Origin of the sequence: Staphylococcus sp. AS1337 (assembly GCF_051408735.1) — a bacterium.
GTDB lineage: Bacteria > Bacillota > Bacilli > Staphylococcales > Staphylococcaceae > Staphylococcus > Staphylococcus xylosus_B.
Genome location: NZ_JBOIHZ010000001.1, coordinates 134937 through 157217 on the forward strand (window position 1 = coordinate 134937; position 22281 = coordinate 157217).

Annotated in this window: 22 protein-coding genes and 3 pseudogenes; 4 read left to right on the plus strand and 21 right to left on the minus strand. The window is 33.4% G+C overall.

The window, feature by feature from the left end; genetic code table 11:
* Positions 1–203 precede the first annotated feature (203 nt).
* From arsC to ACSUE0_RS00670, 13 genes are all read right to left on the minus strand, one after another.
* Positions 204–605 carry an arsenate reductase (thioredoxin) gene (arsC, locus tag ACSUE0_RS00610; protein WP_119614229.1) on the minus strand — a complete coding sequence of 134 codons (402 nt, stop codon included), beginning with the start codon at positions 603–605 and terminating at the stop codon, positions 204–206.
* A gap of 16 nt (positions 606–621) precedes the next feature.
* Positions 622–1914, minus strand: a complete 1293-nt coding sequence (arsB, locus tag ACSUE0_RS00615) for an arsenite efflux transporter membrane subunit ArsB (RefSeq protein ID WP_436955565.1) — start codon at positions 1912–1914, stop codon at positions 622–624.
* Entirely contained in the window at positions 1911–2225 is a 315-nt protein-coding gene (locus ACSUE0_RS00620) for an ArsR/SmtB family transcription factor (protein WP_119614231.1), read from the minus strand. The genes arsB and ACSUE0_RS00620 overlap by 4 nt, the downstream gene beginning before the upstream one ends.
* Before the next feature lie 400 nt (positions 2226–2625).
* On the minus strand, positions 2626–3015 hold the full coding sequence (locus tag ACSUE0_RS00625; RefSeq protein WP_119614232.1) for a tautomerase family protein: 390 nt from the start codon (positions 3013–3015) through the stop codon (positions 2626–2628).
* 32 nt (positions 3016–3047) lie between these two features.
* Positions 3048–3887 (minus strand): class II fructose-bisphosphate aldolase, encoded by an 840-nt coding sequence (locus ACSUE0_RS00630; RefSeq protein WP_119614233.1) that lies wholly within the window; start codon positions 3885–3887, stop codon positions 3048–3050.
* Between the two features lie 21 nt (positions 3888–3908).
* A complete protein-coding gene (gene iolG / locus ACSUE0_RS00635) occupies positions 3909–4904 on the minus strand; it encodes an inositol 2-dehydrogenase (RefSeq protein ID WP_436955568.1) in 996 nt (331 codons plus the stop codon).
* A 13-nt stretch (positions 4905–4917) separates the two neighbouring features.
* On the minus strand, positions 4918–6507 hold the full coding sequence (locus ACSUE0_RS00640) for a solute:sodium symporter family transporter (protein ID WP_119614235.1): 1590 nt from the start codon (positions 6505–6507) through the stop codon (positions 4918–4920).
* Positions 6508–6566: 59 nt separating this feature from the next.
* The gene (gene iolE, locus ACSUE0_RS00645) at positions 6567–7451 is read right to left on the minus strand and encodes a myo-inosose-2 dehydratase (protein WP_119614236.1); all 885 of its coding nucleotides are present in this window, start codon (positions 7449–7451) and stop codon (positions 6567–6569) included.
* A 10-nt stretch (positions 7452–7461) separates the two neighbouring features.
* Positions 7462–8481: a Gfo/Idh/MocA family oxidoreductase gene (locus tag ACSUE0_RS00650; RefSeq protein WP_436955570.1), complete on the minus strand. Its 1020-nt coding sequence runs from the start codon at positions 8479–8481 to the stop codon at positions 7462–7464.
* 16 nt (positions 8482–8497) lie between these two features.
* Entirely contained in the window at positions 8498–10411 is a 1914-nt protein-coding gene (iolD, locus tag ACSUE0_RS00655; protein ID WP_436955572.1) for a 3D-(3,5/4)-trihydroxycyclohexane-1,2-dione acylhydrolase (decyclizing), read from the minus strand.
* Positions 10412–10425: 14 nt separating this feature from the next.
* Positions 10426–11385, minus strand: a complete 960-nt coding sequence (gene iolC, locus ACSUE0_RS00660) for a 5-dehydro-2-deoxygluconokinase (RefSeq protein ID WP_119614239.1) — start codon at positions 11383–11385, stop codon at positions 10426–10428.
* Between the two features lie 15 nt (positions 11386–11400).
* Positions 11401–12219 (minus strand): 5-deoxy-glucuronate isomerase, encoded by an 819-nt coding sequence (iolB, locus tag ACSUE0_RS00665; protein ID WP_119614240.1) that lies wholly within the window; start codon positions 12217–12219, stop codon positions 11401–11403.
* 16 nt (positions 12220–12235) lie between these two features.
* The gene (locus tag ACSUE0_RS00670; RefSeq protein WP_119614241.1) at positions 12236–13690 is read right to left on the minus strand and encodes a CoA-acylating methylmalonate-semialdehyde dehydrogenase; all 1455 of its coding nucleotides are present in this window, start codon (positions 13688–13690) and stop codon (positions 12236–12238) included.
* Between the two features lie 199 nt (positions 13691–13889).
* Between ACSUE0_RS00670 and ACSUE0_RS00675 the strand changes: the two genes are divergently transcribed.
* Positions 13890–14645, plus strand: coding sequence for a DeoR/GlpR family DNA-binding transcription regulator (locus tag ACSUE0_RS00675; protein ID WP_182475162.1), 756 nt, complete (start codon positions 13890–13892; stop codon positions 14643–14645).
* Positions 14646–14829: 184 nt separating this feature from the next.
* Here the strand turns inward: ACSUE0_RS00675 and ACSUE0_RS00680 are convergent, their stop codons facing one another.
* From ACSUE0_RS00680 to cstR, 3 genes are read right to left on the minus strand one after another with little or no spacing between them, the layout of a single operon-like run.
* Positions 14830–15438 (minus strand): class I SAM-dependent methyltransferase, encoded by a 609-nt coding sequence (locus ACSUE0_RS00680; protein WP_436955575.1) that lies wholly within the window; start codon positions 15436–15438, stop codon positions 14830–14832.
* 24 nt (positions 15439–15462) lie between these two features.
* The gene (locus tag ACSUE0_RS00685) at positions 15463–16218 is read right to left on the minus strand and encodes a sulfite exporter TauE/SafE family protein (protein ID WP_119614244.1); all 756 of its coding nucleotides are present in this window, start codon (positions 16216–16218) and stop codon (positions 15463–15465) included.
* Positions 16218–16478, minus strand: a complete 261-nt coding sequence (gene cstR / locus ACSUE0_RS00690) for a persulfide-sensing transcriptional repressor CstR (RefSeq protein ID WP_017722250.1) — start codon at positions 16476–16478, stop codon at positions 16218–16220. The genes ACSUE0_RS00685 and cstR overlap by 1 nt, the downstream gene beginning before the upstream one ends.
* A gap of 138 nt (positions 16479–16616) precedes the next feature.
* Between cstR and ACSUE0_RS00695 the strand changes: the two are divergent.
* Both ACSUE0_RS00695 and cstB read left to right on the plus strand, forming a co-directional pair.
* Positions 16617–17678: pseudogene (locus ACSUE0_RS00695) on the plus strand (DsrE/DsrF/DrsH-like family protein); the annotation flags it as partial.
* A gap of 33 nt (positions 17679–17711) precedes the next feature.
* A complete protein-coding gene (gene cstB / locus ACSUE0_RS00700; RefSeq protein ID WP_436955983.1) occupies positions 17712–19046 on the plus strand; it encodes a persulfide dioxygenase-sulfurtransferase CstB in 1335 nt (444 codons plus the stop codon).
* 282 nt (positions 19047–19328) lie between these two features.
* Here the strand turns inward: cstB and ACSUE0_RS00705 are convergent, their stop codons facing one another.
* The 5 genes and pseudogenes from ACSUE0_RS00705 to ACSUE0_RS00725 all read right to left on the minus strand — a co-directional run bounded on the left by ACSUE0_RS00705 (position 19329) and on the right by ACSUE0_RS00725 (position 21687).
* Entirely contained in the window at positions 19329–19610 is a 282-nt protein-coding gene (locus ACSUE0_RS00705) for an AAA family ATPase (RefSeq protein WP_436955985.1), read from the minus strand.
* A gap of 193 nt (positions 19611–19803) precedes the next feature.
* Positions 19804–19914: pseudogene (locus ACSUE0_RS00710) on the minus strand (hypothetical protein); the annotation flags it as partial.
* An 82-nt stretch (positions 19915–19996) separates the two neighbouring features.
* Positions 19997–20137: pseudogene (locus tag ACSUE0_RS00715) on the minus strand (6-phospho-beta-glucosidase); the annotation flags it as partial.
* A 303-nt stretch (positions 20138–20440) separates the two neighbouring features.
* The gene (locus ACSUE0_RS00720; protein WP_436955577.1) at positions 20441–21175 is read right to left on the minus strand and encodes an SDR family NAD(P)-dependent oxidoreductase; all 735 of its coding nucleotides are present in this window, start codon (positions 21173–21175) and stop codon (positions 20441–20443) included.
* A gap of 68 nt (positions 21176–21243) precedes the next feature.
* Positions 21244–21687 (minus strand): GNAT family N-acetyltransferase, encoded by a 444-nt coding sequence (locus ACSUE0_RS00725; protein WP_436955579.1) that lies wholly within the window; start codon positions 21685–21687, stop codon positions 21244–21246.
* Positions 21688–21837: 150 nt separating this feature from the next.
* On the opposite strand from ACSUE0_RS00725, the gene ACSUE0_RS00730 reads away from it, so the two are divergent.
* The gene (locus ACSUE0_RS00730; RefSeq protein WP_436955581.1) at positions 21838–22281 is read left to right on the plus strand and encodes a MarR family winged helix-turn-helix transcriptional regulator; all 444 of its coding nucleotides are present in this window, start codon (positions 21838–21840) and stop codon (positions 22279–22281) included.

Consider the following 22281-nt stretch of genomic DNA (forward strand, 5'->3'; position numbering starts at 1 on the left):
GATTATCTAAAGTAGATATGAGACAACAGAAAACTTTGTAAGTATCATGAACTAAGTTAGTAAAAGATTTTCCATTTTGCTAATCTCGTCTTGACTATAGAAATATGTATCAGATGAGATAAAAGTCAAAACAATATAAATAGAGCGACGCGATATAGACATTTAGATAGATAAAAATACATTAATATAAAAAGACCAAGTGATTACTCGGTCTTTTTCTTAAACGCTTTAATTGCCTCACCTATTTCATTTCTTACACGTTGAAATTCTGACCATTCTTTACCTGCTGGGTCATCAAAACCCCAGTGTGCTTTTTTAGCATTTGGTGGTAGGATAGGACAATTATCGTCTGCATCGCTACATAAAGTGACGACCAAATCCGATTGATTTAAGATATCATTATCAATCAAATCAGATGTATGGTTTGATATATCGATATCTACTTCTTTCATAGCTTCTATTGCTTTAGGGTTAACGCCATGGGTTTCAATACCAGCAGAATAGACATTCCAATTATCACCTAATATTTTCTTTCCCCAACCCTCAGCCATTTGGCTACGACACGAGTTTCCTGTACATATAAAGTAAATTGTTTTTTTATTCATAATTCCCCCCTCTTATCTAAAATATGAGTAGTGTCAGGTATAAACCTAAAAGTGTTACAAATAATACTGGAATAGTAACAATGATTCCGGTTTTAAAGTATGTTCCCCAAGAAATCTTTACACCCTTTTGTGTTAAAACATGTAGCCATAATAATGTTGCCAAAGAACCAATTGGCGTAATTTTAGGGCCTAAATCAGAACCTATCACATTCCCATAAATCATACCTTCTTTAATAGTACCTACTACATTTGATTGTCCGATAGCAATAGCGTCTATTAAAACAGTTGGCATGTTATTCATAATAGAAGACAAGAAGGCAGCTATAAAGCCCATACCCATGATACTGCTGAACAACCCATAACTTGAAATATTAAATAATACATCAGCTAAAATTGTTGTGATTCCTACATTTTTCAGTCCAAAAACAACAAGATACATACCAATAGAGAATAAAACGATATTCCATGGCGCACCTTTAATCACTTGCTTTGTATGAACTGCTTTAGATTTACGAGCTAACAGTACAAAGATGAAAGCAATAATACCAGCAATAATTGATACTGGGACTTGGATAAACTCACTAACAAGATAACCAATGAGCAGTATAGCTAATACAATCCACGAAATTTTAAATAACTTAGGATCTTTAATTACATTTTTAGGATCTGTAAGATTTTCTGTATCGAACGTTTTAGGTATAGATTTTTTGAAATATACCCATAGAACGAGGATACTAGCAATCAGAGAGAATATATTAGGAATAATCATTCGACTAAAATATTCAATAAATCCAATATCAAAGTAATCTGCAGAGACGATATTAACTAAGTTACTTACAATTAAAGGTAGTGATGTAGTATCAGCAATAAAACCACTGGCAATAATAAAAGGAAAAATCACTTTTTTATTAAATCCTAGATTCCTTACCATCGCTAATACAATGGGCGTTAAGATTAATGCTGCACCATCATTTGCGAAAAATGCTGCTACAATTGCCCCAAGTAGCATGATAAAAACAAACATTTTTAAGCCGTTACCGTTTGAAGCCTTGACCATATGTACCGCAGACCATTCAAAAAAACCAATTTCATCTAATATTAATGAAATAAGAATAACAGCTACAAAGGTTAAAGTAGCATTCCAAACAATACCAGTTACTTCTAATACATTAGAAAAACTAACAACCCCTGTAATGATAGCAACGACAGCTCCTATTAAAGCTGTAATACCAATATCTAAACCTTTCGGTTGCCATATCACAAAGATTAAAGTTAACAAGAAGATTATAATTGCTAACGTCGTCATCAACAGTCACCTGATTTCATATTTTTACATATACAGCGCTGATTAGATGTGTTAATGATATTTAAATTTTGATTGGTGTCGTGTAAAATAGCATGATTAAGTTGATACATGTGTTTGTTGCCGTCTTTTCTTGTAGTAACTATATTGTTATCTACTAATGACTTCATATGATGACTTAGTGTTGGTTGTGAGAATTGAAAATGTTCCAGTAAGTCACATGCACATAATTCACCACAAGATAATAAATCTAGTATTTCTAACCTGCTTGGATCTGATAAAACCTTTAGTATTGATGATAGTTCTTTATAAGACATTAATATACCTCCTAGACATTAAATAGACTAACATCTATATAGATATAAGTATATATATTTTTGTGTATAAGAACGCGACTCTACATATTTCATAAACTATTTTGTTATATAACTAAATAGTTGAAAATTGTCTATCTAAATATTGCTATGGTTGAAAATGCAAAGTTTAAGCTATAATTTTCGTTTCTTCTCACTCATACATAAAATATAAGAAAACTTCACTTTAATTAAATGTAAAAAATGGACTATTTATTATCAATAGTCCATTTTTATAAGTATAATCTTAATGTTAATAAGTACCCACGATAAAATCTGTTCAATAATAACATGGATAATAAGAAATCTCTTGAACATACCCTAGAGTACTATATTAAATAATAAATTTTCAATTATACATTTCTCAAAGCATTCCATTTAGAAATTGAGCTTCTCCATTAAAGAAGCTCCAATCTTCATCTGTATTCTCAATCAAACTAAACATGATGTCTTCTTTACGTATCCCCATGTGTTCATGAAGCTTTTTGGTTACCTCACTATAGAATCTTTGTTTTTGTTGTTGAGTCCTTGGCCGTGTAATAATTGTAAACACAATTACATCCTTTGTTCGTTCTACGCCTAACCCAGTATCCAAAATTTGCATTTCATAATCTTCATGTTGATTAACTATTTGATACCTGTCGCCTTTGGGTGCTTTAAATGTCTCTAGCATAACTTCATAAGAGATATTTAATATTTGCTCTATTTCTTCTCTTTTTCTTCCTTTTATTAAATCAATTTTCATTAATGGCATTTTCGCTCATCCTCCTCTCTACATATGTGCTGTTATACCCGGTCATGAGACGTACATTTGTAAATAATAGATTTAATCGTATCTACCATCGCTTCTTTACTAGGTTTTAGAATTTGTTGTGGATTAAACAATGACTTATCTTGATTAAGTGTTTGTCTTAGTTGGTTACTCCAAGCGATATTGATTTCTGTATTAAAATTAATTTTAGCATGACCTAAGTGTATTGCTGTTAATAAATCTTCATCTGAAATGCCTGATGCACCATGTAGCACTAGCGGAATATCAATGGCTTCTTGTATGGCTTTCATTTCTGAAAATCCTAAATCCGGTTCACCTTGATATTTTCCATGTACAGACCCGAGAGCAGGTGCCAATGTATCTAACTTTGCCTCTTGGGCTAGCCTGATACAATCATCTAAATCAGCATATTTTACATTGCCAATAATACCATCTTCGTTACCACCAATAGCTCCTACTTCTCCTTCGACAATGACCTTATTATTATGCGCATAATCAACAACCGCTTGGGTTTGTTTAATATTCTCTTCAATGGATAACTTTGAGCCATCGTACATCACTGAATCATAGCCAGCATCAACTGCCTTTTTACAATTTTCAACGGTCAAACCATGATCTAAGTGAACAATAACCGGTATCGTAATATTCATTGCTTTAATCTTATTTTTTATTGTCGTACATATAAAATGATATCCTCCAAGAAATTCAACCACTTTATCAGTTGTACCTACTATAATGGGTGAACGCATTGCTTCTGCTGCTTCTAAAATACTTTCTATCCATAACAATCCATTTACATTGATTTGAGGTATGGCGTAATGTTCTTGTTTGGCTTGTTGTATAAGTGAATTCATTGATTAGCACCCCACCCTTCTTTATATTGTCTTTGGTTGATTTGATATTAGCGATTCTTTACATTTTAACGCAATTTGTTGCGCTTTATATCCATCTTCAATTGAACAAATGACATCTGTATCATTTTGCAGTGCAGCAATAAAGTCGTCCATTTCAACTTTATACGCGTCACTATAACGCTCTAAAAAGAAATGAGGCGGATTATCTCTTCTAATACCATCTATGTGATGATAATTTAAAGTCGAAGATTGTTCATTTCCCACATCTATTGCACCATGATCCCCTAAAATTTCTATACGTTGATCATAGCCATAAACACTTCTTCTACAATTCTCAATAATTGCAATGGAACCATTTTCAAATTTTAATGTAATCAGCGCCGTATCAATATCATCATATGCTGATATTTCGGGATTGACTAATGCTGAACCTGTTGCGTACACTTCAACAATTTCAGATTGCATTAAATACCTCGCCATATCAAAGTCGTGAATTGTCATATCCATAAATAATCCACCAGAATGTTTAATATATTCAATTGGAGGTGGCTCTGGGTCTCTAGAAGTAATACGTAATGTCTGAATCTTGCCTAGTTCTTTTTTACTTAAAATACTGTGAAGTTGTTTGAAATTCTTATCAAATCTTCTATTAAACCCCATTTGAAGTTTTACATTAGCTTGTTTCACCGCTTCAACAGCTTCTTCAGCTTCTTCTAAAGAAAGGCTGATAGGCTTTTCACAAAATATGTGTTTGCCTTTTGCTGCCGCTGCTTTAATAATTTCAACATGTGTATCTGTGGGTGAACAGATGACAATCGCATCTACTTCTGGATCGTTAATAATGTCTCTATGATCTTTTGTTTTATTTTCTATACCTGCTTTTGCGATCCATTCTGACAACTTATCGCAATATAAATCTGAAACCCATTTAATTCTGACGTCTTTATTATTTCTTAAACCGTTAATATGTAATTGACCAATTCTACCAACGCCAATCACTCCGAATGTAAGTGTCATGAAATTCCTCCTATTAGGATAAACCAAGTGGTGAGAATAAGATATAAGTTGCGATTACAACAATGATAATAGCAGCCCCTACGTAATATCTGTATTTCCAAGGCGTGATATCTACTTTTGCGTAATTGACATTGAAATCAAATTCATCTGATGGTTTCCATTTGTTAAATATTAATACTATAAATAAATCTATAAAGAATAATACGCTTAGGACATATAGATAATGTATGTCTGATATCAATAATTTTGAAAACGCATACAAAATTATGTGTAAAATAAACATCACTTTAGCACCTTGATGTGATGTGCGTTTAACAAAGAATCCAACAAGTATCAGTACTAATAATGGCATATTATAAATGCCGTTAAACTCTTGTACTACAGCATACAAACCTTGTGGAAACAGTGAAATCATTGGTGCAATAATTACTACAACAATCCCTACAAGGACGGTTATTAATCTACCAACTCTAGAAACCTGTTTATTTGTTGCTTCTTTATTAATTACTGATTTATAAAAATCAAGCGAGAATAAGGTTGCCGTACTATTGAGTGATCCAACAAATGAACTGAGAATCGCTCCAAATATAACTGCACCAAATAAGCCATAAGCCCAACCTGGCAACACTTCATTAACAAGCATAGGATATGCATTATCAGGATTAGTAACCTTATTACCTAACATATTGAATGCTAGTACGCCTGGAAATACTAGGAACAAAGCTCCAAATATTTTAAATGTACCAACATACATTGCACCTTTTTGAGCTTCTTTTAAATTTTTACCAGCGAGTGCCTTTTGAACAATCATTTGATTCGTACACCAAAAGAATAAATTGTTAAAGAACATACCAAAGAATAACGTCGGCCAAGGTACGATGTCCGAATCAATGGCACCAATAGAATTTAATTTTTCAGGTGTATTTTGAATCACTTTGTCGAAACCTTTTAAGAAACTGCCATCACCAAACGTTATTAGTCCTAAAACTGGTATAGCAAGACCTCCGATAATAAGCCCCACTCCATAAATAGAATCACTGTGTGCACTTAAAGAAAGACCTCCGATAAACAAATAAATAATCCCGAAGATACCTATAAATGTTGAAATAAGTACAACAGCCGTCATATCACTTATATCTAAGATTTCACTAATATTAAAAATTTTATTAAATACTAGTGCGCCTGAATACAGGACAACCGGCAGAAACGATACAACATATGTGAATATGAATAATAGCGATACCAATCTCTTAGTAAAGGTATCAAACCTCATTTCAATAAAGTCAGATATCGTATCTACGCCATATTTAAAATATCTAGGTAGAAACACAAGTGCTAATATAACAATTGCTACCGCCGAAGTTACTTCCCAAGCCATAACTTCCATACCAGCTCTAAAGCTTTGGCCGTTTTGACCTACGATTTGCTCGGTAGACAGGTTGGTCATGATAATTGTAGAAGCAATGGTAAAACCAGTTAAACTTCTGCCACCCATAAAGTATCCATCAGCGTTTTTCGTATTAATTTTTTTACTTCTTAAAAATGCATATAATGCTATTACTACAATGACTACTAAAAATGAAATTACTGCAAACATACTCATGATCACTCTCTCCCCTTGGAAGCTTAAGAATACCCTCAGTCTTACATCGAACTATGCGTTCATTGGTATTGAGCCATGTACTCTTTTGCTTTTTTAGCGTATATAAAAGGATTTGCTACAGATGGATCTTGTTCAGCTTCAACTACAATCCATCCACTATAATCTGATTGGTATATAAGGTTCAGAATAGGTTCAAAATCAATAACCCCATCACCAGGGACAGTGAACATACCTTTTCGTACACCATCTAAAAAGCATTGATTTTCTTTATCCACTGCTTCTTTAACTTCTGGCCTTACATCTTTAAAATGAATGTGTTTAATGCGATTTACATGTTTATTAAATACTTCTATAGGGTCTTCCCCAGAGACAACCAGATGCCCAGTATCAAACAAGAGAGAAACATTATCTTTGCTTGTTCTTTCCATTAGTTTGTCAATTTCTTCTGTAGTTTGTATACCAGTTCCCATGTGGTGGTGATATACAACTTCCATACCTTTTTCGTGCGCTAGTTCGCCTAACTTTTCTAAACCTTCGATTAGTAAGTGCCATTCTTCTTCGGTGAAAATAGGCTTTTCTCTAAATAATGCTTTATCTAATTTCCCTTGAATACTATTACCTTGTTCTGATACGACAATCACTTTAGCTCCCATTTCATATAGGAAGTCTCTATGTTTTATAAACGCCTCTGCCGTTACTTCATACGGTTCTGATGTTAAGTACAAGCTAATCCATGCACTAGCAACCGACAAACCGCGTGGTTCAAGATAATACTTTAATACTTCAGGGTTTCTCGGGTATTTATTGCCTATTTCTGTGCCTTCATACCCAGCTAATGCCATTTCACTAATACATTGTTCAAATGAATTTTCACTGCCTAATTCTGGCATATCATCATTCGTCCATGCGATTGGCGCGCATGCATAACGAATCTTTTTAGTCATTTTGTTCACCTCATAACGTAATAACCTTCTTAGTTTCGATGGAGTTTTGCATAGCAATTGCGACTTCTGTACTTTTCAAACCATCCATAGCTGTAACAGATGACTGGTCTTTATTTTTAATGGTGCTCACAAATGTATTCATTTCATTTATAAAAGCAAACCTAAACCTTTCTGGAAAATGATCTGAAGTAGGCCTCACCACACCATTTTTGTCATATAAAGTGACTAAATTCTTTTCAGGTGCATTACCAATTCTAATCATGCCTTCCGTCCCTATAATCTCTGTTTCAACGTGATAGCCATGCTGCGCATTTCTTCCGGCTAAAAAATATGCAATTGTACCATCTTCTAACTCTGATAAACATGCGCCTGTTTCTAATTCATCACAAGCAGTTAATTCAGGTGCTGCAATATTATTTCCTAGGGAATAAACTGTTTTAAATTCCGAACCAGTAAACCATCTCACTAAGTCAATGTCATGAATTGACATATCTAAAAATAAACCACCACTAGCACTATTTTTAGCAAATTGTATAAAACTATCTAACCCTGAACTAGGATCAATACCGTAACAACGCATGGCTGTAATTTTTCCTAATTCACCTCGATTTACTGCATCTTTTGCATACAAATAAGATTCATCAAACCTACGCATAAAGCCTAATTGAAACACCTTATGTGGATTATCATTGATTTTATCTACCACTTGTCTAATATTTTCCAATTCTAAGCCAATCGGTTTTTCAGAAAATACGTGTAATCCTTTTTCAAGGGCTTGAGTGATTTGTACTGCATGAAATCCACTTGGTGAAGCAATCACAACCGCGTCTAGCGCATCGTTATCAAGCATGTCACTGTAAGATTTATAACAATGTTGAACGCCTAACACTTCATTGGCATATTCTAATTCTTGTTCAACTACACTTGCTACTGCGTATAATTCAGCATTATTCACATGTTTTACAATATTCGACGCGTGCACTTTGCCTAATCGGCCGAGACCTACCTGACCTATTTTTATTTTTGTCATTATTTTTTCACCTGTCTTAATAATGTTTCGCTGTTTTCATGATTTCAGCTTTGTTTGAAAATGCTTCTTGTACGGCTTGCTTGTCGCTATGTTCCGAAACGCCTACATTCCAAAATGACTCATATCCTGCTGTCATCGTTTTAGGTAATGTTTTAACTTCTATTAATGTAGATTTTGCTTCTTTCTTAGCTTCTGTGATCGCTTTTGTTAATGCATTGATGTCATTTACTTTGTAAGTAACTGCACCATATCCTTCAGCGACTTTTTTATAATCAACATTTAATATGTCACCATTCATATCAGTGAATTCTGTACAAAAGCTGTCACTACCGTTATCCATTTGTAAATTATTAATACAACCAAAACCGCTATTATCGAATAAAATGATATTAATTTTATAGTTATATTGCAGTGCTGTAATCAATTCAGAATGCAACATTAGGAAGCTGCCATCGCCAACTAGCGCATATACTTCTTTATTTGGTTCTGATATTTTAGCACCAACAGCAGCACCAATTTCATACCCCATAGTTGAATAACCGTATTCCATGTTATAAGTATTAAAGGTATCTGTTTCCCATAATCTTTCTAAGTCACCTGGCAATGAACCAGCTGCAGCGACAATAATTGCGTCATGATCAATGGATTTATTGACCTCTATTAAAGCGTTCGTTTGTGGTAACTCGGTTTGTAATGATGTTACATATCGATTTAGTTTCTCTTTATCAAAATGCGTTGCTATTTCAGGTGCATAATGTGTATCATTTATATCGATGTTCGCTAAGCGATTGCGTTCGTTGTTCCATTCTTGTTTAACATTACGAACAGTGTCCTCTATATCATATTGATGGTTGTCTAATTGCTGTCTTAATTTAGAAATAGATACTTTCGCGTCGCCAACTACTTGAATCGCATCTAATTTATAAGCATCCACTCTATTTACATTAATATTAATAATTTTTGCTGAATCAAAATTGATAGCTGTCTTTGAACTAGTTGTAAAATCAGAATATCTTGTTCCTATACCGACAATGACATCCGCATCTTTCGCATAAATATTCGCTGCTAAGTTTCCAGTTACACCTAAACCGCCTAAATTTAATGGATGCGACGCTGCAATTGTTGATTTTCCTGCTTGTGTCTCAGCCATCGGTATATGATGATTGTCTATTAGTTGCTCAATTTCATGTTGTGCCTCAGAATATTTAGCGCCACCGCCGACGATTAACAAAGGCTTCTTAGCAGTTTTAAGCACTTCAATCGCAGCTTCAATAGAACGGTTAGAAGGTTCTAATCGATCTACATAATGTATGCGTTTATCAAAGAATGTTTCTGGAAAATCAAATGCTTCTCCTTGTACATCCTGACTTAATGCTATCGTTACTGGACCAGCTGTTTGAGGATTTGTCATAACTTCAAATGCTCTAATGAGTGCTGACATAATTTGTTCTGGTCTCGTTATACGATCAAAATATCTTGATAAAGGCTTCAATGCATCGTTTGTAGTTATCCCAATACTTTGAGGATTTTCAATTTGTTGTAAAACTGGGTCTGGTTGACGTGTAGCGAACGTATCTCCCGGGAGGAATAACACTGGAATGTGATTTGCTGATGCAGTGCCAGCTGCAGTAACCAGATTCGCTGAACCAGGACCAACAGAACTGGTTACGACAAATATTTTTTCCCTTAAACTTTGCTTACTGAATCCAATTGCAGTATGGGCCATACCTTGCTCATTTTTGCCCTGAATCATTTTCAATTCTTTTTGGTATTTAGACAAGCCTTCACCTAAACCAAGCACATTGCCATGACCAAAAATATTCATTACACCTTCTACAAATTTTATTTCTTCTCCATCAACATAAATGTATTGTTTTGTTAAAAATTTAACGATTGCTTCACCTGTTGTTAATCTCACTGTCTTGACCACAATTCAACACCGCCTTATGATTGTTCTTTAATTAAGTTTTCTATTTTATCTATCGTAGGCATTGCTTCTGACGAACTATGACTGCTTACAACAATGGCTGCTGAAGCTGCTCCATATTTCAATGCTTCTTCTACAGGCTTACCTTTGACGAGGGCGTATATAAATGCTGCTGCATATGAGTCCCCTGCACCGAACGTTTTTACTACATTCGCTTTGAATGCTTTTCCTTCATAAACGTGACCAGCTTTATCAAATGCATATGAACCTTGCACGCCATGCTTGATTACAACCAAATTAGGCGTTGCTTCAAACAGCAAATGACTAATTTCTTGGTCTGAAATATTTTGATAGCTTTCAACCATATCGAATTCATCTCTCGTACCGATAACAACGTCTGATTGCTCAGCAATTAATTCATAATAAATCGATGTTTCTTCCTTGTTCACCCAATTATATGGACGATAATCCAATTCAAAAATGATTTTTACACCGTGTTTTTTAGCAACCGATAACGCTTTTAACACTGCTTCTCTTGAAGGTGATTGCGATAGTGCAGTTCCTGAAATGAGCAAATATTCGGAATTCTTAATGTAATCTGGATTTACATGCTCTGGTGCAAGGTATAAATCAGCTACATTTTCTCTATACATTAAGATGCTTGATTCCTGAGCGCTTTTTATTTCGGTAAAAGTTAAACCAATCTTACGGCCTTCTTCATCAATATGAATTTGTGAAGTATCTACACCCACTTCTTCAAAATAGTTTGTAATAAACCTTCCATGTTGGTCGTCGGATACGTTGGCAATGATACCAACGTTTAAACCTAATTTTGATGCGCCAATCATTATATTCGTCGGAGATCCACCAACATATTTACTAAATGTGGCTGTTTCTTCCATTGGTCTGTTGATTTCTTTAGCATTTAAGTCAATTGCAGCACGACCAATTGCTACGATATGTTTCTTATTAGTCATTTATTTACACCCCTTTTATTTACGGTCAATAATCCATTCATGATCTGGTTGATTATAAAATTTCCAAACTTTTTTAGGACCAGCCATGATATTTAAATAATAACCATCGTAACCATCAGGAACGGCTACAGGATGATATCCTTCTGGAACTACTACAACATCACCATTTTCAACTGCCATTGTTTCATCTAATGACAAATCATCGGTAAATACTCTTTGGAACACAAAACCTTTACTTGGATTCATTTCATGATAATAAGTCTCTTCTAATAGTGACTCATTGGGTAAATCGTCCTGATCATGCTTGTGTGGCGGATAACTAGACCAATTACCTTGGTTCGTATAAACTTCTACTACTAATAATTTTTCACTCGCTTCATGTGTATCTGGCAATATATTGTGCACATGACGTTGATTTGAATATTTACCTCTATCTTCAACACCGTTTTCTTTTGCTGGTATCAATTGTGTTGGTCTAACTTCATCAGTAGGCGAATAACATAAAATCACTCTAGCATCTCGCGTTGCTTCAATTTTTATATTATGGTGTTTCGAAATAAACACACTATCTGTTGGAATTCTTTCAAACACTGACTCTCTTGTCCCTAGGTCCTTAAAAGTTTCATTACCATCTGATACATTAATCTTTCCAGTTAAAGCCACAATGCATAATTCAAAATCCTCAGTTGATTCTTCGTAAATACCATTCTGTTTGATATCTAGTACTTTTAAACCAATATAATTTAAGTTAATGTCGTTAGGTTTTAAATCGTGGATAACTTGTACATCATCGCTTAGACGACGATGTACAGGTTTATTTAATAATTGAGCCATTATCAATGTTCACTCCTTAAAATTTAGGTTCGTCATGACGTGCTGTAACAACTTTTCTGTGTGTATAGAATTCAATACTATCTTTACCGTTAGCATGTAATGAGCCATAGAACGAAGATTTCCAACCTGAAAATGGGAAGATGGCCATAGGCGCTGGTACACCAAGGTTAATACCTAACATGCCTGCATCAATATTTTCTCTAAAGTATCTGATGGAAGAAGCGCTATCAGTGAATAAGCAAGCTCCATTTGCAAACTCTGATTTGTTCGCTAATTCGATACCTTCTTTTAGATTTTTAACTTTAACTAGTGATAATACTGGTGCGAAAATTTCATCCTGCCATAATTTCATGTCAGGTGTGACATTTTCAAAGATAGTTGGTTTAACGAAATAGCCATCTTCTTTATTGTCTTCTCTACCATCTAGCACTAGTTTTGCGCCTTCTTTGACACCTGCATCCACATAACTTAGTGTTCTAGCTTTATTCTCTTCTCTAATTACTGGACCTAAAAATACGTTATCTTCCAAACCGTTACCAATGACGATATCTTTAGCTGCTTGAACTAATTTTTCTTTAAATTCCTCATAAACATTTTCTTCTACTGCTATAACTGCCGCAGCCATACAACGTTCACCTGCAGAACCAAATGCAGCTCCAATGACATCTTTCACAGCTGTATCAATGTTCGCATCATTCAATACAATAGTATGGTTCTTAGCTCCTGTTAAACATTGGGCGCGTTTTAAGTTTTCTGTCGCTTTTTTATAGACATATTCGCCAACTGGTTTAGATCCTACAAATGAAACTGCTTTGATATGTTCATTTTCACAAATACCATTAACAACATCGTGTGCACCATGCACAACATTAAATACACCTTTAGGGAAGCCGGCTTTTTCTACTAATTCAGCTAGTTTATTTACTAACAATGGTGTTTTCTCAGATGGCTTAATCACAAATGTATTACCTAAAGAAATTGCCATTGGGAACATCCAACATGGCACCATCATAGGGAAGTTAAATGGAGTAATCCCTCCTACAACACCTACCGGATATTTATAGCTTGTACCTTCAATATTTGTTGCAATACTTGATAATGAATCTCCCATCATTAACGATGGTGTCCCAGCCGCAAATTCAACATTTTCAATACCTCTTTGTACTTCACCCAACGCTTCTGTTGTATTCTTGCCATTCTCTTTAGTTATGATTTCAGCTAATTCATGTTTATTGTCTATTAATAGTTGCTGTAACTTGAATAACAAACGTGCACGCTTAGGCACAGCAACTTCTTTCCATTCTAGGAATGCCTCAGCAGCGATTTGTGCTACTTCGTCTAATTCTTCACGTGTCGAAAGAGGTACTTTTGCAATCACTTCTTTAGTTGCAGGATTCAAAACATCCAGCGTCTCTGTACTCTTTGATTCTTTCCATTCACCATTAATATAATTCTTTAAGATTTCTGCCATTATAAAATCCTCCAATTATTTTTTGGTAACCGCTTACAAAATTCTTTTCAACTTTGTATATTTTGGTAATGTTTTGGTTACTTCTTGGAATAACTTTATAATAATCTCAAAATTGTGTCAACTTTTGAGTAACTTTTTCCATATTAGGTTGTGTATTTTCATGAAATTGGTTATATTGTAATAAATGGGGGAATTATATATGAAAGCTAAACGTATTTATGAAATTGAATCTTTCATAAAAGAAAATAAAACCGCTTCGATAGAAGAATTGCGACAAAGGTTCAATGTTTCAATTAACACTATTAGGCGTGACGTTAATCAACTTGTAGATATGAATATCGTTAAAAAAGTTTACGGTGGTATTGAAGTAATTGAAGACTCACATAAAGCCGTGGACTATAATAAAAGAAATATTGAAAACAGTAATTCTAAAAAATTAATTGGCGAACTAGCTGCTAATGAAATAGAAGCCAATGATATTATTTATATCGATACAGGTACGACCACAATCCATTTGTTAGATTATGTAGATAAACATCTGACTTTTACTATAATAACGAATAGCCTTGATATTATGAATAAAGCCTCACAATTTGAAAATGTCACTTTATTTATTATCGGGGAAAAATATAAACCAATAACTAGATCATTTATAGGTATTGACTCTAATATGTTGCTAGAGAAATTCAATATTAATAAATCTTTTATGTCAGCAACAGGGGTTAATATTCAAAATGGATTATCTAATTCTGAGATGGAAGAAAATTTAATAAAGCAGTATATTACGAGTAAAGCTACAGAAACATTTATCTTAGCCGATCATAGTAAAATGGGGAAATCCACTTTACTCACCTATTGTGATTTAAGAGATATTAACAAAATGTTTACCGATAAAATTCCTCCAAAAGATATCAATGCTTTTTGCCAAGAGCATAATATAGCTATTTATTTTTAACGGTGGATTTCAAGCGTAATAAAGCGCCATCTAGTAAAACCATTTTTGAAATGATTTTATTAGATGACGCCTTTTTGTTTTTTATAAAAACCTCAATTTCTATACTAACTCAATATAAATTAACTCTTATTTTTAGTCAAAGTTATTTATTTCACGTGCTCTGTTATCATCTTATACTCAAATATTATATTTTTTCTATATAGCCTTGAATTATAGAACCTGTGCCAGTATGTTTAATACCTTCATTACGATAAACCTCATGCTGTTCTAATTCGTGAATCTTAACAGGTAAGTGTTTTAAATAAGCTTCGATTTCATCAATTGTATATAACATGGATTCGTCTTTAGGACCGCCAGTGCCATATGCTAATTGTTCTTTTGAATAAAACTCAAAGTAACTATAACCCCCTATGACTAATGATTGAACGAGATTATTGAACATCTCTTGTTTACCTTCATTAGGTACATGGCCAAAGATATTAATACTATAGTCAAATGATGACCCAGCCGCTAAGTTAGGTTTTGTGATGTCTCCATAATTTGCATCGATGTCAACATGTGCTTCGCTCGCTAATTGGTATTGTTTATTAATCCCCACTTGCGACATATCATAAGTCGTTATATCATACCCGAGTTTTGCTAGATATATCGCGTTACGGCCTTCACCCTCTGCAAGTAATAAAATTTTTTCATTATTGTCTGTTGGATTTTTAAAAATACCTTTGACAAATGAATTCGCTTCTTTGCCATAAATATATTCTTCTGAATCAAATTTTTCATCCCACTGATTCACTTTAAAGCCCCCTTTTTAAATTTATTAAAATACAAGTTGTATAATTGCAATTGCGATTAAGACACTGACAATGCTTTTTTGAACAATGTCAGGTACCTTGGAACCTACTTTTAGCCCTATAGGCGCAAAGAGCATGCTTCCAATTATTAAAAATATTGCACTTTCGATAGGGATATAGCCTTGTATGAATTTAATAATAAAAGCCCCTATTGATGAGATGAAAGCAATGACGATACTGTTAGTCACTACTGTATTCATTGGCAACTTGAATAAAACTAATAATACGGGAATAATAATAAATGCGCCACCTGCACCTACAATGCCTGACACTACACCAATCGCAAATCCTACTAAGATAAGTAAAACAGGTTTGAATCTGGCCTCTTGCGACACAGATTTAACTTTAATAAACATTAATAGTAATGCAACTATAGCGATGATTATATATATAGTGTTGATAAAAGTAGCGTTAAATAAATTAGCTAGCATTGCTCCGAATATGCTTCCAATAACCATACCCCCACCCATATTCATTACAAGTTGAGGTGAGAATTCAGCTTTCTTTCTTGCTTTAAATGAACCGCTGAGTGTACTAAAAAACACTTGACTAGAAGTGAGACCCGAAGCAATGTATGCGCTATAGGCAGAAGCCCCTAATAATGATGGTAACAACAAAATAGCTGGATAAATAATAATGGCTCCTCCTATGCCTACCAAGCCAGATATAAAACCTCCAAATATGCCAATCAACAACATAGTTATTATATTGAGCATGTCCATTATTTACTTTTCACTAATAAATTCACAGCTTCATTAATCATTTCTTGAGAACTTTCTCCCTTATCATCGGCTGCTTTTACACATTCTATTAAATTTTCACTTATAATAACGCCCATCAAACGTTGGATTGAACTCTTTGATGCACTGAGTTGCGTAATGACATCTTTACAATCCTTTTCTTCTTCCATCATTTTAATAACGCCGTTTAATTGGCCTTGTATTCTATTGATGCGATTTACCATTTGTTTATTATAATCCATATTGGTTTCCTCCGATTTTAAATTGAATATACTTATAGTAATAAATTTGTAGCAAATTGTCAAATACCTATAGGGGTATTTGACTTAAGTTGTTTTTAACTGTTATTATACCCCTGTAGGTATCTAGAGGAGGAAAATATGAAACAATATCAAAAGCAACATATTAACGAATTAAGTAAAGTGGAGTTAGAGCAATTAGCGAAAAAAGGACAATTGATTGATGTTAGAACACCAGAAGAATACAAATTAAGCCACATTGATGGTGCAACATTACATTCTGTAGAAAATATTGACACATTCTCTAAGAACAAGGATAAAACTTATTATATCTACTGCAAAAGTGGTAACAGAAGCGCTAAAGCAAGTGAATATTTAGCTAAACAAGGTTACGACGTTGTGAATTTGGAAGGTGGTTATAAAGCTTATGAAAACCAAAATATTGATCATAATGATTTGGTAGAAGAGGATAATAAATCACTCAAACAGAGTCGTAAACAATTTAATTTTAATGGCCTTCAGTGCCCGGGACCAATAGTTAATGTTAGTAAAGAAATTAAAAATATTGAAATTGGTGACCAAATCGAAGTGACCGTCACAGACCCTGGTTTTCTTAGCGATATTAAAAGCTGGGTGAAACAAACAGGACACACACTTGTAAAGTTGAACGAAAATAACAATGAAATTAACGTCGTTATTCAAAAAGAAAAACCACGAGAATTAGAAGTAAATCATACCGTTAAAGGTACGACTATCGTTTTATTTAGTGGTGAGTTAGATAAAGCAGTAGCGGCAATGATTATTGCAAACGGTGCTAAAGCTGCTGGCAGAGATGTAACTATCTTTTTCACTTTTTGGGGACTTAATGCATTGAAAAAAGCACAAGCAACTCATGTTAAGAAGAAAGGTATTGCAAAAATGTTTGATTTTATGTTGCCTAAGACACCAGTACGCATGCCATTATCAAAAATGAATATGTTCGGTTTAGGTAATATCATGATGCGTTATGTTATGAAAAAGAAAAATGTTGATTCCTTACCGTCACTTATAGACCAAGCAATTGATCAAAACATCAAGCTAATCGCATGTACGATGAGCATGGACGTTATGGGCATTACAAAAGAAGAACTTAGAGATGAAGTCGAATATGGTGGCGTAGGAACTTATATTGGTGAAACAGAACAAGCCAGTCATAATTTATTTAATAAACTAAATTATTTTAAAAAGGAGATTCTTATGTTTTTCAAACAATTCTATAATAATAATTTATCTCAAGCCTCTTATTTAATTGGATGTCAACGTACAGGAGAAGCGATGATCATAGATCCAATACGGGACTTAACAAAATATATGCAAGTTGCAGATGATGAAGGTTTTACAATTACACAAGCTGCTGAAACGCATATTCATGCTGACTTTGCTTCAGGCATTAGAGATGTTGCGGACAAATTGGACGTAAATATATACGTATCTGGTGAAGGTGACGATGACTTGAGTTATAAAAACATGCCACAACAAACCCATTTTGTTAGACATCAAGACACTATTTATGTAGGAAATATTAAATTAGAAGTCTTGCATACACCAGGTCATACCCCCGAGAGTATCAGTTTCTTACTTACTGACGAAGGCGGAGGGTCTAATATACCGATGGGGCTATTTAGTGGTGACTTTATCTTCGTTGGCGATATAGGTAGACCTGATTTATTAGAAAAAGCAGTACAAATGAAAGGGTCAACAGAAATCGGTGCCAAACAAATGTATCAATCTGTAAATAGTGTTAAAGATTTACCAGATTATATCCAAATTTGGCCAGGCCATGGTGCAGGTAGTCCATGTGGTAAAGCTTTAGGGGCAGTACCTATGTCTACGTTAGGTTACGAAAAAATAAACAACTGGGCCTTTAATGTAACTGATGAAGCAACATTTGTTGAAACATTAACATCAAATCAACCAGCTCCACCGCATCATTTTGCCCAAATGAAACAAATTAACCAATTTGGTATGAACATGTATCAACCATATAATGTTTATCCTAGCTTAAACAATGAAAGAATCGCATTTGATCTTCGTAGTAAAGAAGCTTTCCATGGCGGTCATGCGCAAGGAACTATCAATATTCCTTATAATCACAACTTTATTAATCAAATTGGTTGGTATTTAGACTATAATAAAGATATAGACTTAATCGGCAATAAAGCTACGGTTGAAGAAGCAGTGCATACTTTACAGTTAATTGGTTTTGAAAATGTAGCAGGTTACCGTTTACCACAAACAACAACCATGACGTCTTCTATTCATAGCGCGGATATGACTGGTAAAGAAACTCATGTGCTAGATGTGCGTAATGATGAAGAATGGAACCAAGGACATTTAGAACAAGCGGTGAATATCCATCACGGAAAATTATTAAATGAGAGTATACCTTTTGATAAAAATGATAAAATATACGTTCATTGTCAATCAGGAGTTAGAAGTTCAATCGCAATCGGTATACTAGAATATAGAGGTTTTACTAATATTGTAAACGTTAGCGAAGGTTATAAAGACTTTCCATTAGCATTGAAGTAAATCTAATCAAGGTTCAGGGTATAATATCTTTGGCTAATAAATAAAAGTCAATTTCTATTAAAATAATATAGAAATTGAGAAAATCATATATTCAAAAATTTAATCAATTCACAATGATAGCTATGTTAAAAACAAGGCATCATCAGTACCATATCTAGAGAGAAATGGTTACTGATGATACCTTATTTTATATATCACTTTAGGAACTACCGTCCTATTCGCCCATAGGTTTTATATTATATCTTTTGAATAATTAAGTGACATAAATAATGAATTTTAAAGCTATTGTAAGGCGCTCTTTATAATATCAACACAAATTGACAAATCTAGTGCGTTACCAGTGAAAGTATCTGAATTTTTACACAAATCATATTCACTTAATTCAGCCCTGGTGATATCTGTATATTGTTGATAAAATGCTGCACGGGATTGCTCTTGCTGTTGAATAAACGCTTTTGCATTTTCTTCACTTTGTCCTCCAATTTTAACTGCTCGTTCAATTTTCTTAGTAATATTAGGTGCGTAAACGTATACATTTAAGAACGAAATTGCATCTCTTAATATATAATCTGCCCCCTCTTTCCATTAGTATACATGGCCCTTTGCGCACTATATTTAAAATGACTGCCTTATAACCATCAATAATTTTTTCTTTGTCTATTTCCACTACTTCACCATATTGATCAAAGTTATGGAGAACTTGTGTATCAATTTCGAGATATTTAGCAGTTTCTCTTAATAAATCGTCTTTTCTATAAAATGAATCTTTTCTATATCTATTGTAAGTCCCATTACCATCATCGTCGACGTCTACATAGATAAAACCATATCGTTTTTTCATTTCACCGGTGCTTGCAGAAATAATATCGAAATGACCCACATTGCATATACCATTACAGGTGCGCCGTCTATTTCGATTGTTTTTTTCTAATTGAAGATATTTTTTAAATATTCATACGATACACATCACGTACACTACCCTCTTCTTCTACTTTATCTACTGCACCTAAACTATTCTCTACAATCATTAACGGTAATTAGCAACGATCATACAACAAATTCAAAATATACCTTAAACCTGAAGAATCGATTATAATAAACTTCCCTTTATTGTTGATTTGCTAATAATAAATTTTTTATTTATTATATAATGCTTTAGTCGAATTAATGTACGTAAAAATGTTCCTTGTTTTATATAGAGTATATTTCTACTTTTCAATAACATTGTTAAATAAGAACTTATTTTTTCTTATTGTACTGAATATAAGAAAGGTAAGTAACTATAGAGCAATAAAAATTTTTAACTAGAGTTTTGGTGTAGAAAAGCAAATAATATTATCAAAAAATTATAAAATAATAGTTCCTCATAGTATGAAATTCTTAAAACTGCTTTATTATAACGCTGTCAGACCGCCATCAATAACAAATTCAGCCCCTGTAGAATAACTAGCTTCATCTGAAGCTAAAAAGATAACCATGTTTGATACTTCTTCTACTTGTGCTACACGTCTCATAGGAATCGTTTTTTTGAATTGTTCTACTTGCTCTTTAACATCTTCTTGCTCTAACATAGCGGTTTGGATAACCCCTGGATGTACGGAATTAACACGAATATTGTAAGGAGATAATTCTCTAGATGCTGCTTTAGTCATACCTCTAACAGCAAATTTTGTATCAGTATATCCAATAGCCCCCCCTACTAAGCCGTTCATAGATGATATGTTAATAATTGAACCGGCGTTTTGAGCTTTCATAGTCTCTGCTACAGTCTTCGTACCTAAAAATACAGAAACTTGATTAATATTCACAATCTTCATATAACCTGCTAAACTCAATTCTTCTAAAGGTGTACTATAAGTAATTCCTGCATTATTAACTAATACATCAATACGTCCCCATTTCTCAATAACTGTGCTTATTACATTGCTCCAATGTTCTTCATTCGCCACATCATGTTGAATAAATATAGCGTTTTCTCCAAGTATTTGTGAAGTTTGTAACCCTAGTTCTTTGTTTATGTCAGTAATTACAACTTTTGCGCCTTCATTTAATGCTTTTTCAGCATGCATTTTGCCCATACCTTGTGCTGCTCCAGTAATAATTACAACTTTATCTTTTAATCTTTTCATTTTTTATGCACTCCTTATTTGATTTAATTTATGTTATGAACCTTAGCTATTAAACACTACATTGACAATTAATATTTATTATACTTAAATATTAATTCACCATTTAAATCATCTATTGATGTATAACGAAAACCTAACTCTTCATATAACGCTCTTGCAATATCATTATTTCTAACAATACTTAAATAGATTGTGTTTATATCATATTTATTTAAAACTAAATTTATCAGCAATTTCATAGCTTCTCGACCATAGCCTTTACGTTGATGTTGTTCATCAATAAGAATTCGATCAATCCAAGTTTCTTTGTTTTCTCCAAAGCAACCATACATCGCAAAACCAACGACAATATCACCTTTATAAATTGCTACTGGATGCCACTGTGAAAATTTCATTGCTTCGTTCAAACAATCCGTTATTGTTTCTATAAAATGAAATTGTTTCTTAGCTATTTTTAAATTTTTAACTTCATTTATATTAAATGAATCAACACTTTCTATATAAATACTCATAATTCCTCCTCGTATTCTCCCTAAAATTATTATCTTTTAGCTTATTTTCACTTTATAAAAAGTTGGCATTTATTATACTATTAAATATTTTACCAGAAAGATAATTACTGGTATATTAATATCATAATAATTTTTGGAAAAGGAGCAATTATGGAAAACAATAACTTTTTTGAATTGATTCATAATATTGAACTGTTTAACGATGCTACAATGACACTTTTTATGAAAAAATTTGATATGAACGTTAACATTTCACAAATCTTGGCTTTATCTAAATTAAAAGAGAAGGGCCCACAGAAACCTTCGTCTCTTGCACTTTCTCTAGGCTATACTTCTGGAGCTATTACTAAATTAACGAATAAACTTGTAAAGGAAGGCTATATAGTTAGAGAGCAACAAGAAAATGATCGACGTGTTATTTTAATTACAATCACTGATCAAGGATTAGATGTTTTAGAAGAAGCCCAAAAGCAAGGGCGAAACATGAGAAATGAAGTTTATTCTGTTTTAAATATTGAAGAAGTTGAACAACTATTAAGTATACAAAATAAATTATATGAACGTGTAAAACATTTAAATACAGAAAGGAGATAA

Coding starts and splice junctions, on each gene's coding strand:
- ACSUE0_RS00640 (WP_119614235.1), bottom strand. CDS start 6,507: ATGAGTATGTTTGCAGTAATTTCATTTTTAGTAGTCATTGTAGTAATA.
- ACSUE0_RS00620 (WP_119614231.1), bottom strand. CDS start 2,225: ATGTCTTATAAAGAACTATCATCAATACTAAAGGTTTTATCAGATCCA.
- ACSUE0_RS00650 (WP_436955570.1), bottom strand. CDS start 8,481: ATGACAAAAATAAAAATAGGTCAGGTAGGTCTCGGCCGATTAGGCAAA.
- cstR (WP_017722250.1), bottom strand. CDS start 16,478: ATGGATTATAATAAACAAATGGTAAATCGCATCAATAGAATACAAGGC.
- ACSUE0_RS00720 (WP_436955577.1), bottom strand. CDS start 21,175: ATGAAAAGATTAAAAGATAAAGTTGTAATTATTACTGGAGCAGCACAA.
- iolC (WP_119614239.1), bottom strand. CDS start 11,385: ATGACTAATAAGAAACATATCGTAGCAATTGGTCGTGCTGCAATTGAC.
- ACSUE0_RS00630 (WP_119614233.1), bottom strand. CDS start 3,887: ATGAATTCACTTATACAACAAGCCAAACAAGAACATTACGCCATACCT.
- iolG (WP_436955568.1), bottom strand. CDS start 4,904: ATGACACTTACATTCGGAGTGATTGGCGTTGGTAGAATTGGTCAATTA.
- iolB (WP_119614240.1), bottom strand. CDS start 12,219: ATGGCTCAATTATTAAATAAACCTGTACATCGTCGTCTAAGCGATGAT.
- ACSUE0_RS00675 (WP_182475162.1), top strand. CDS start 13,890: ATGAAAGCTAAACGTATTTATGAAATTGAATCTTTCATAAAAGAAAAT.
- arsC (WP_119614229.1), bottom strand. CDS start 605: ATGAATAAAAAAACAATTTACTTTATATGTACAGGAAACTCGTGTCGT.
- ACSUE0_RS00730 (WP_436955581.1), top strand. CDS start 21,838: ATGGAAAACAATAACTTTTTTGAATTGATTCATAATATTGAACTGTTT.
- ACSUE0_RS00685 (WP_119614244.1), bottom strand. CDS start 16,218: ATGGACATGCTCAATATAATAACTATGTTGTTGATTGGCATATTTGGA.
- iolE (WP_119614236.1), bottom strand. CDS start 7,451: ATGACTAAAAAGATTCGTTATGCATGCGCGCCAATCGCATGGACGAAT.
- ACSUE0_RS00670 (WP_119614241.1), bottom strand. CDS start 13,690: ATGGCAGAAATCTTAAAGAATTATATTAATGGTGAATGGAAAGAATCA.
- cstB (WP_436955983.1), top strand. CDS start 17,712: ATGTTTTTCAAACAATTCTATAATAATAATTTATCTCAAGCCTCTTAT.
- ACSUE0_RS00625 (WP_119614232.1), bottom strand. CDS start 3,015: ATGCCATTAATGAAAATTGATTTAATAAAAGGAAGAAAAAGAGAAGAA.
- ACSUE0_RS00725 (WP_436955579.1), bottom strand. CDS start 21,687: ATGAGTATTTATATAGAAAGTGTTGATTCATTTAATATAAATGAAGTT.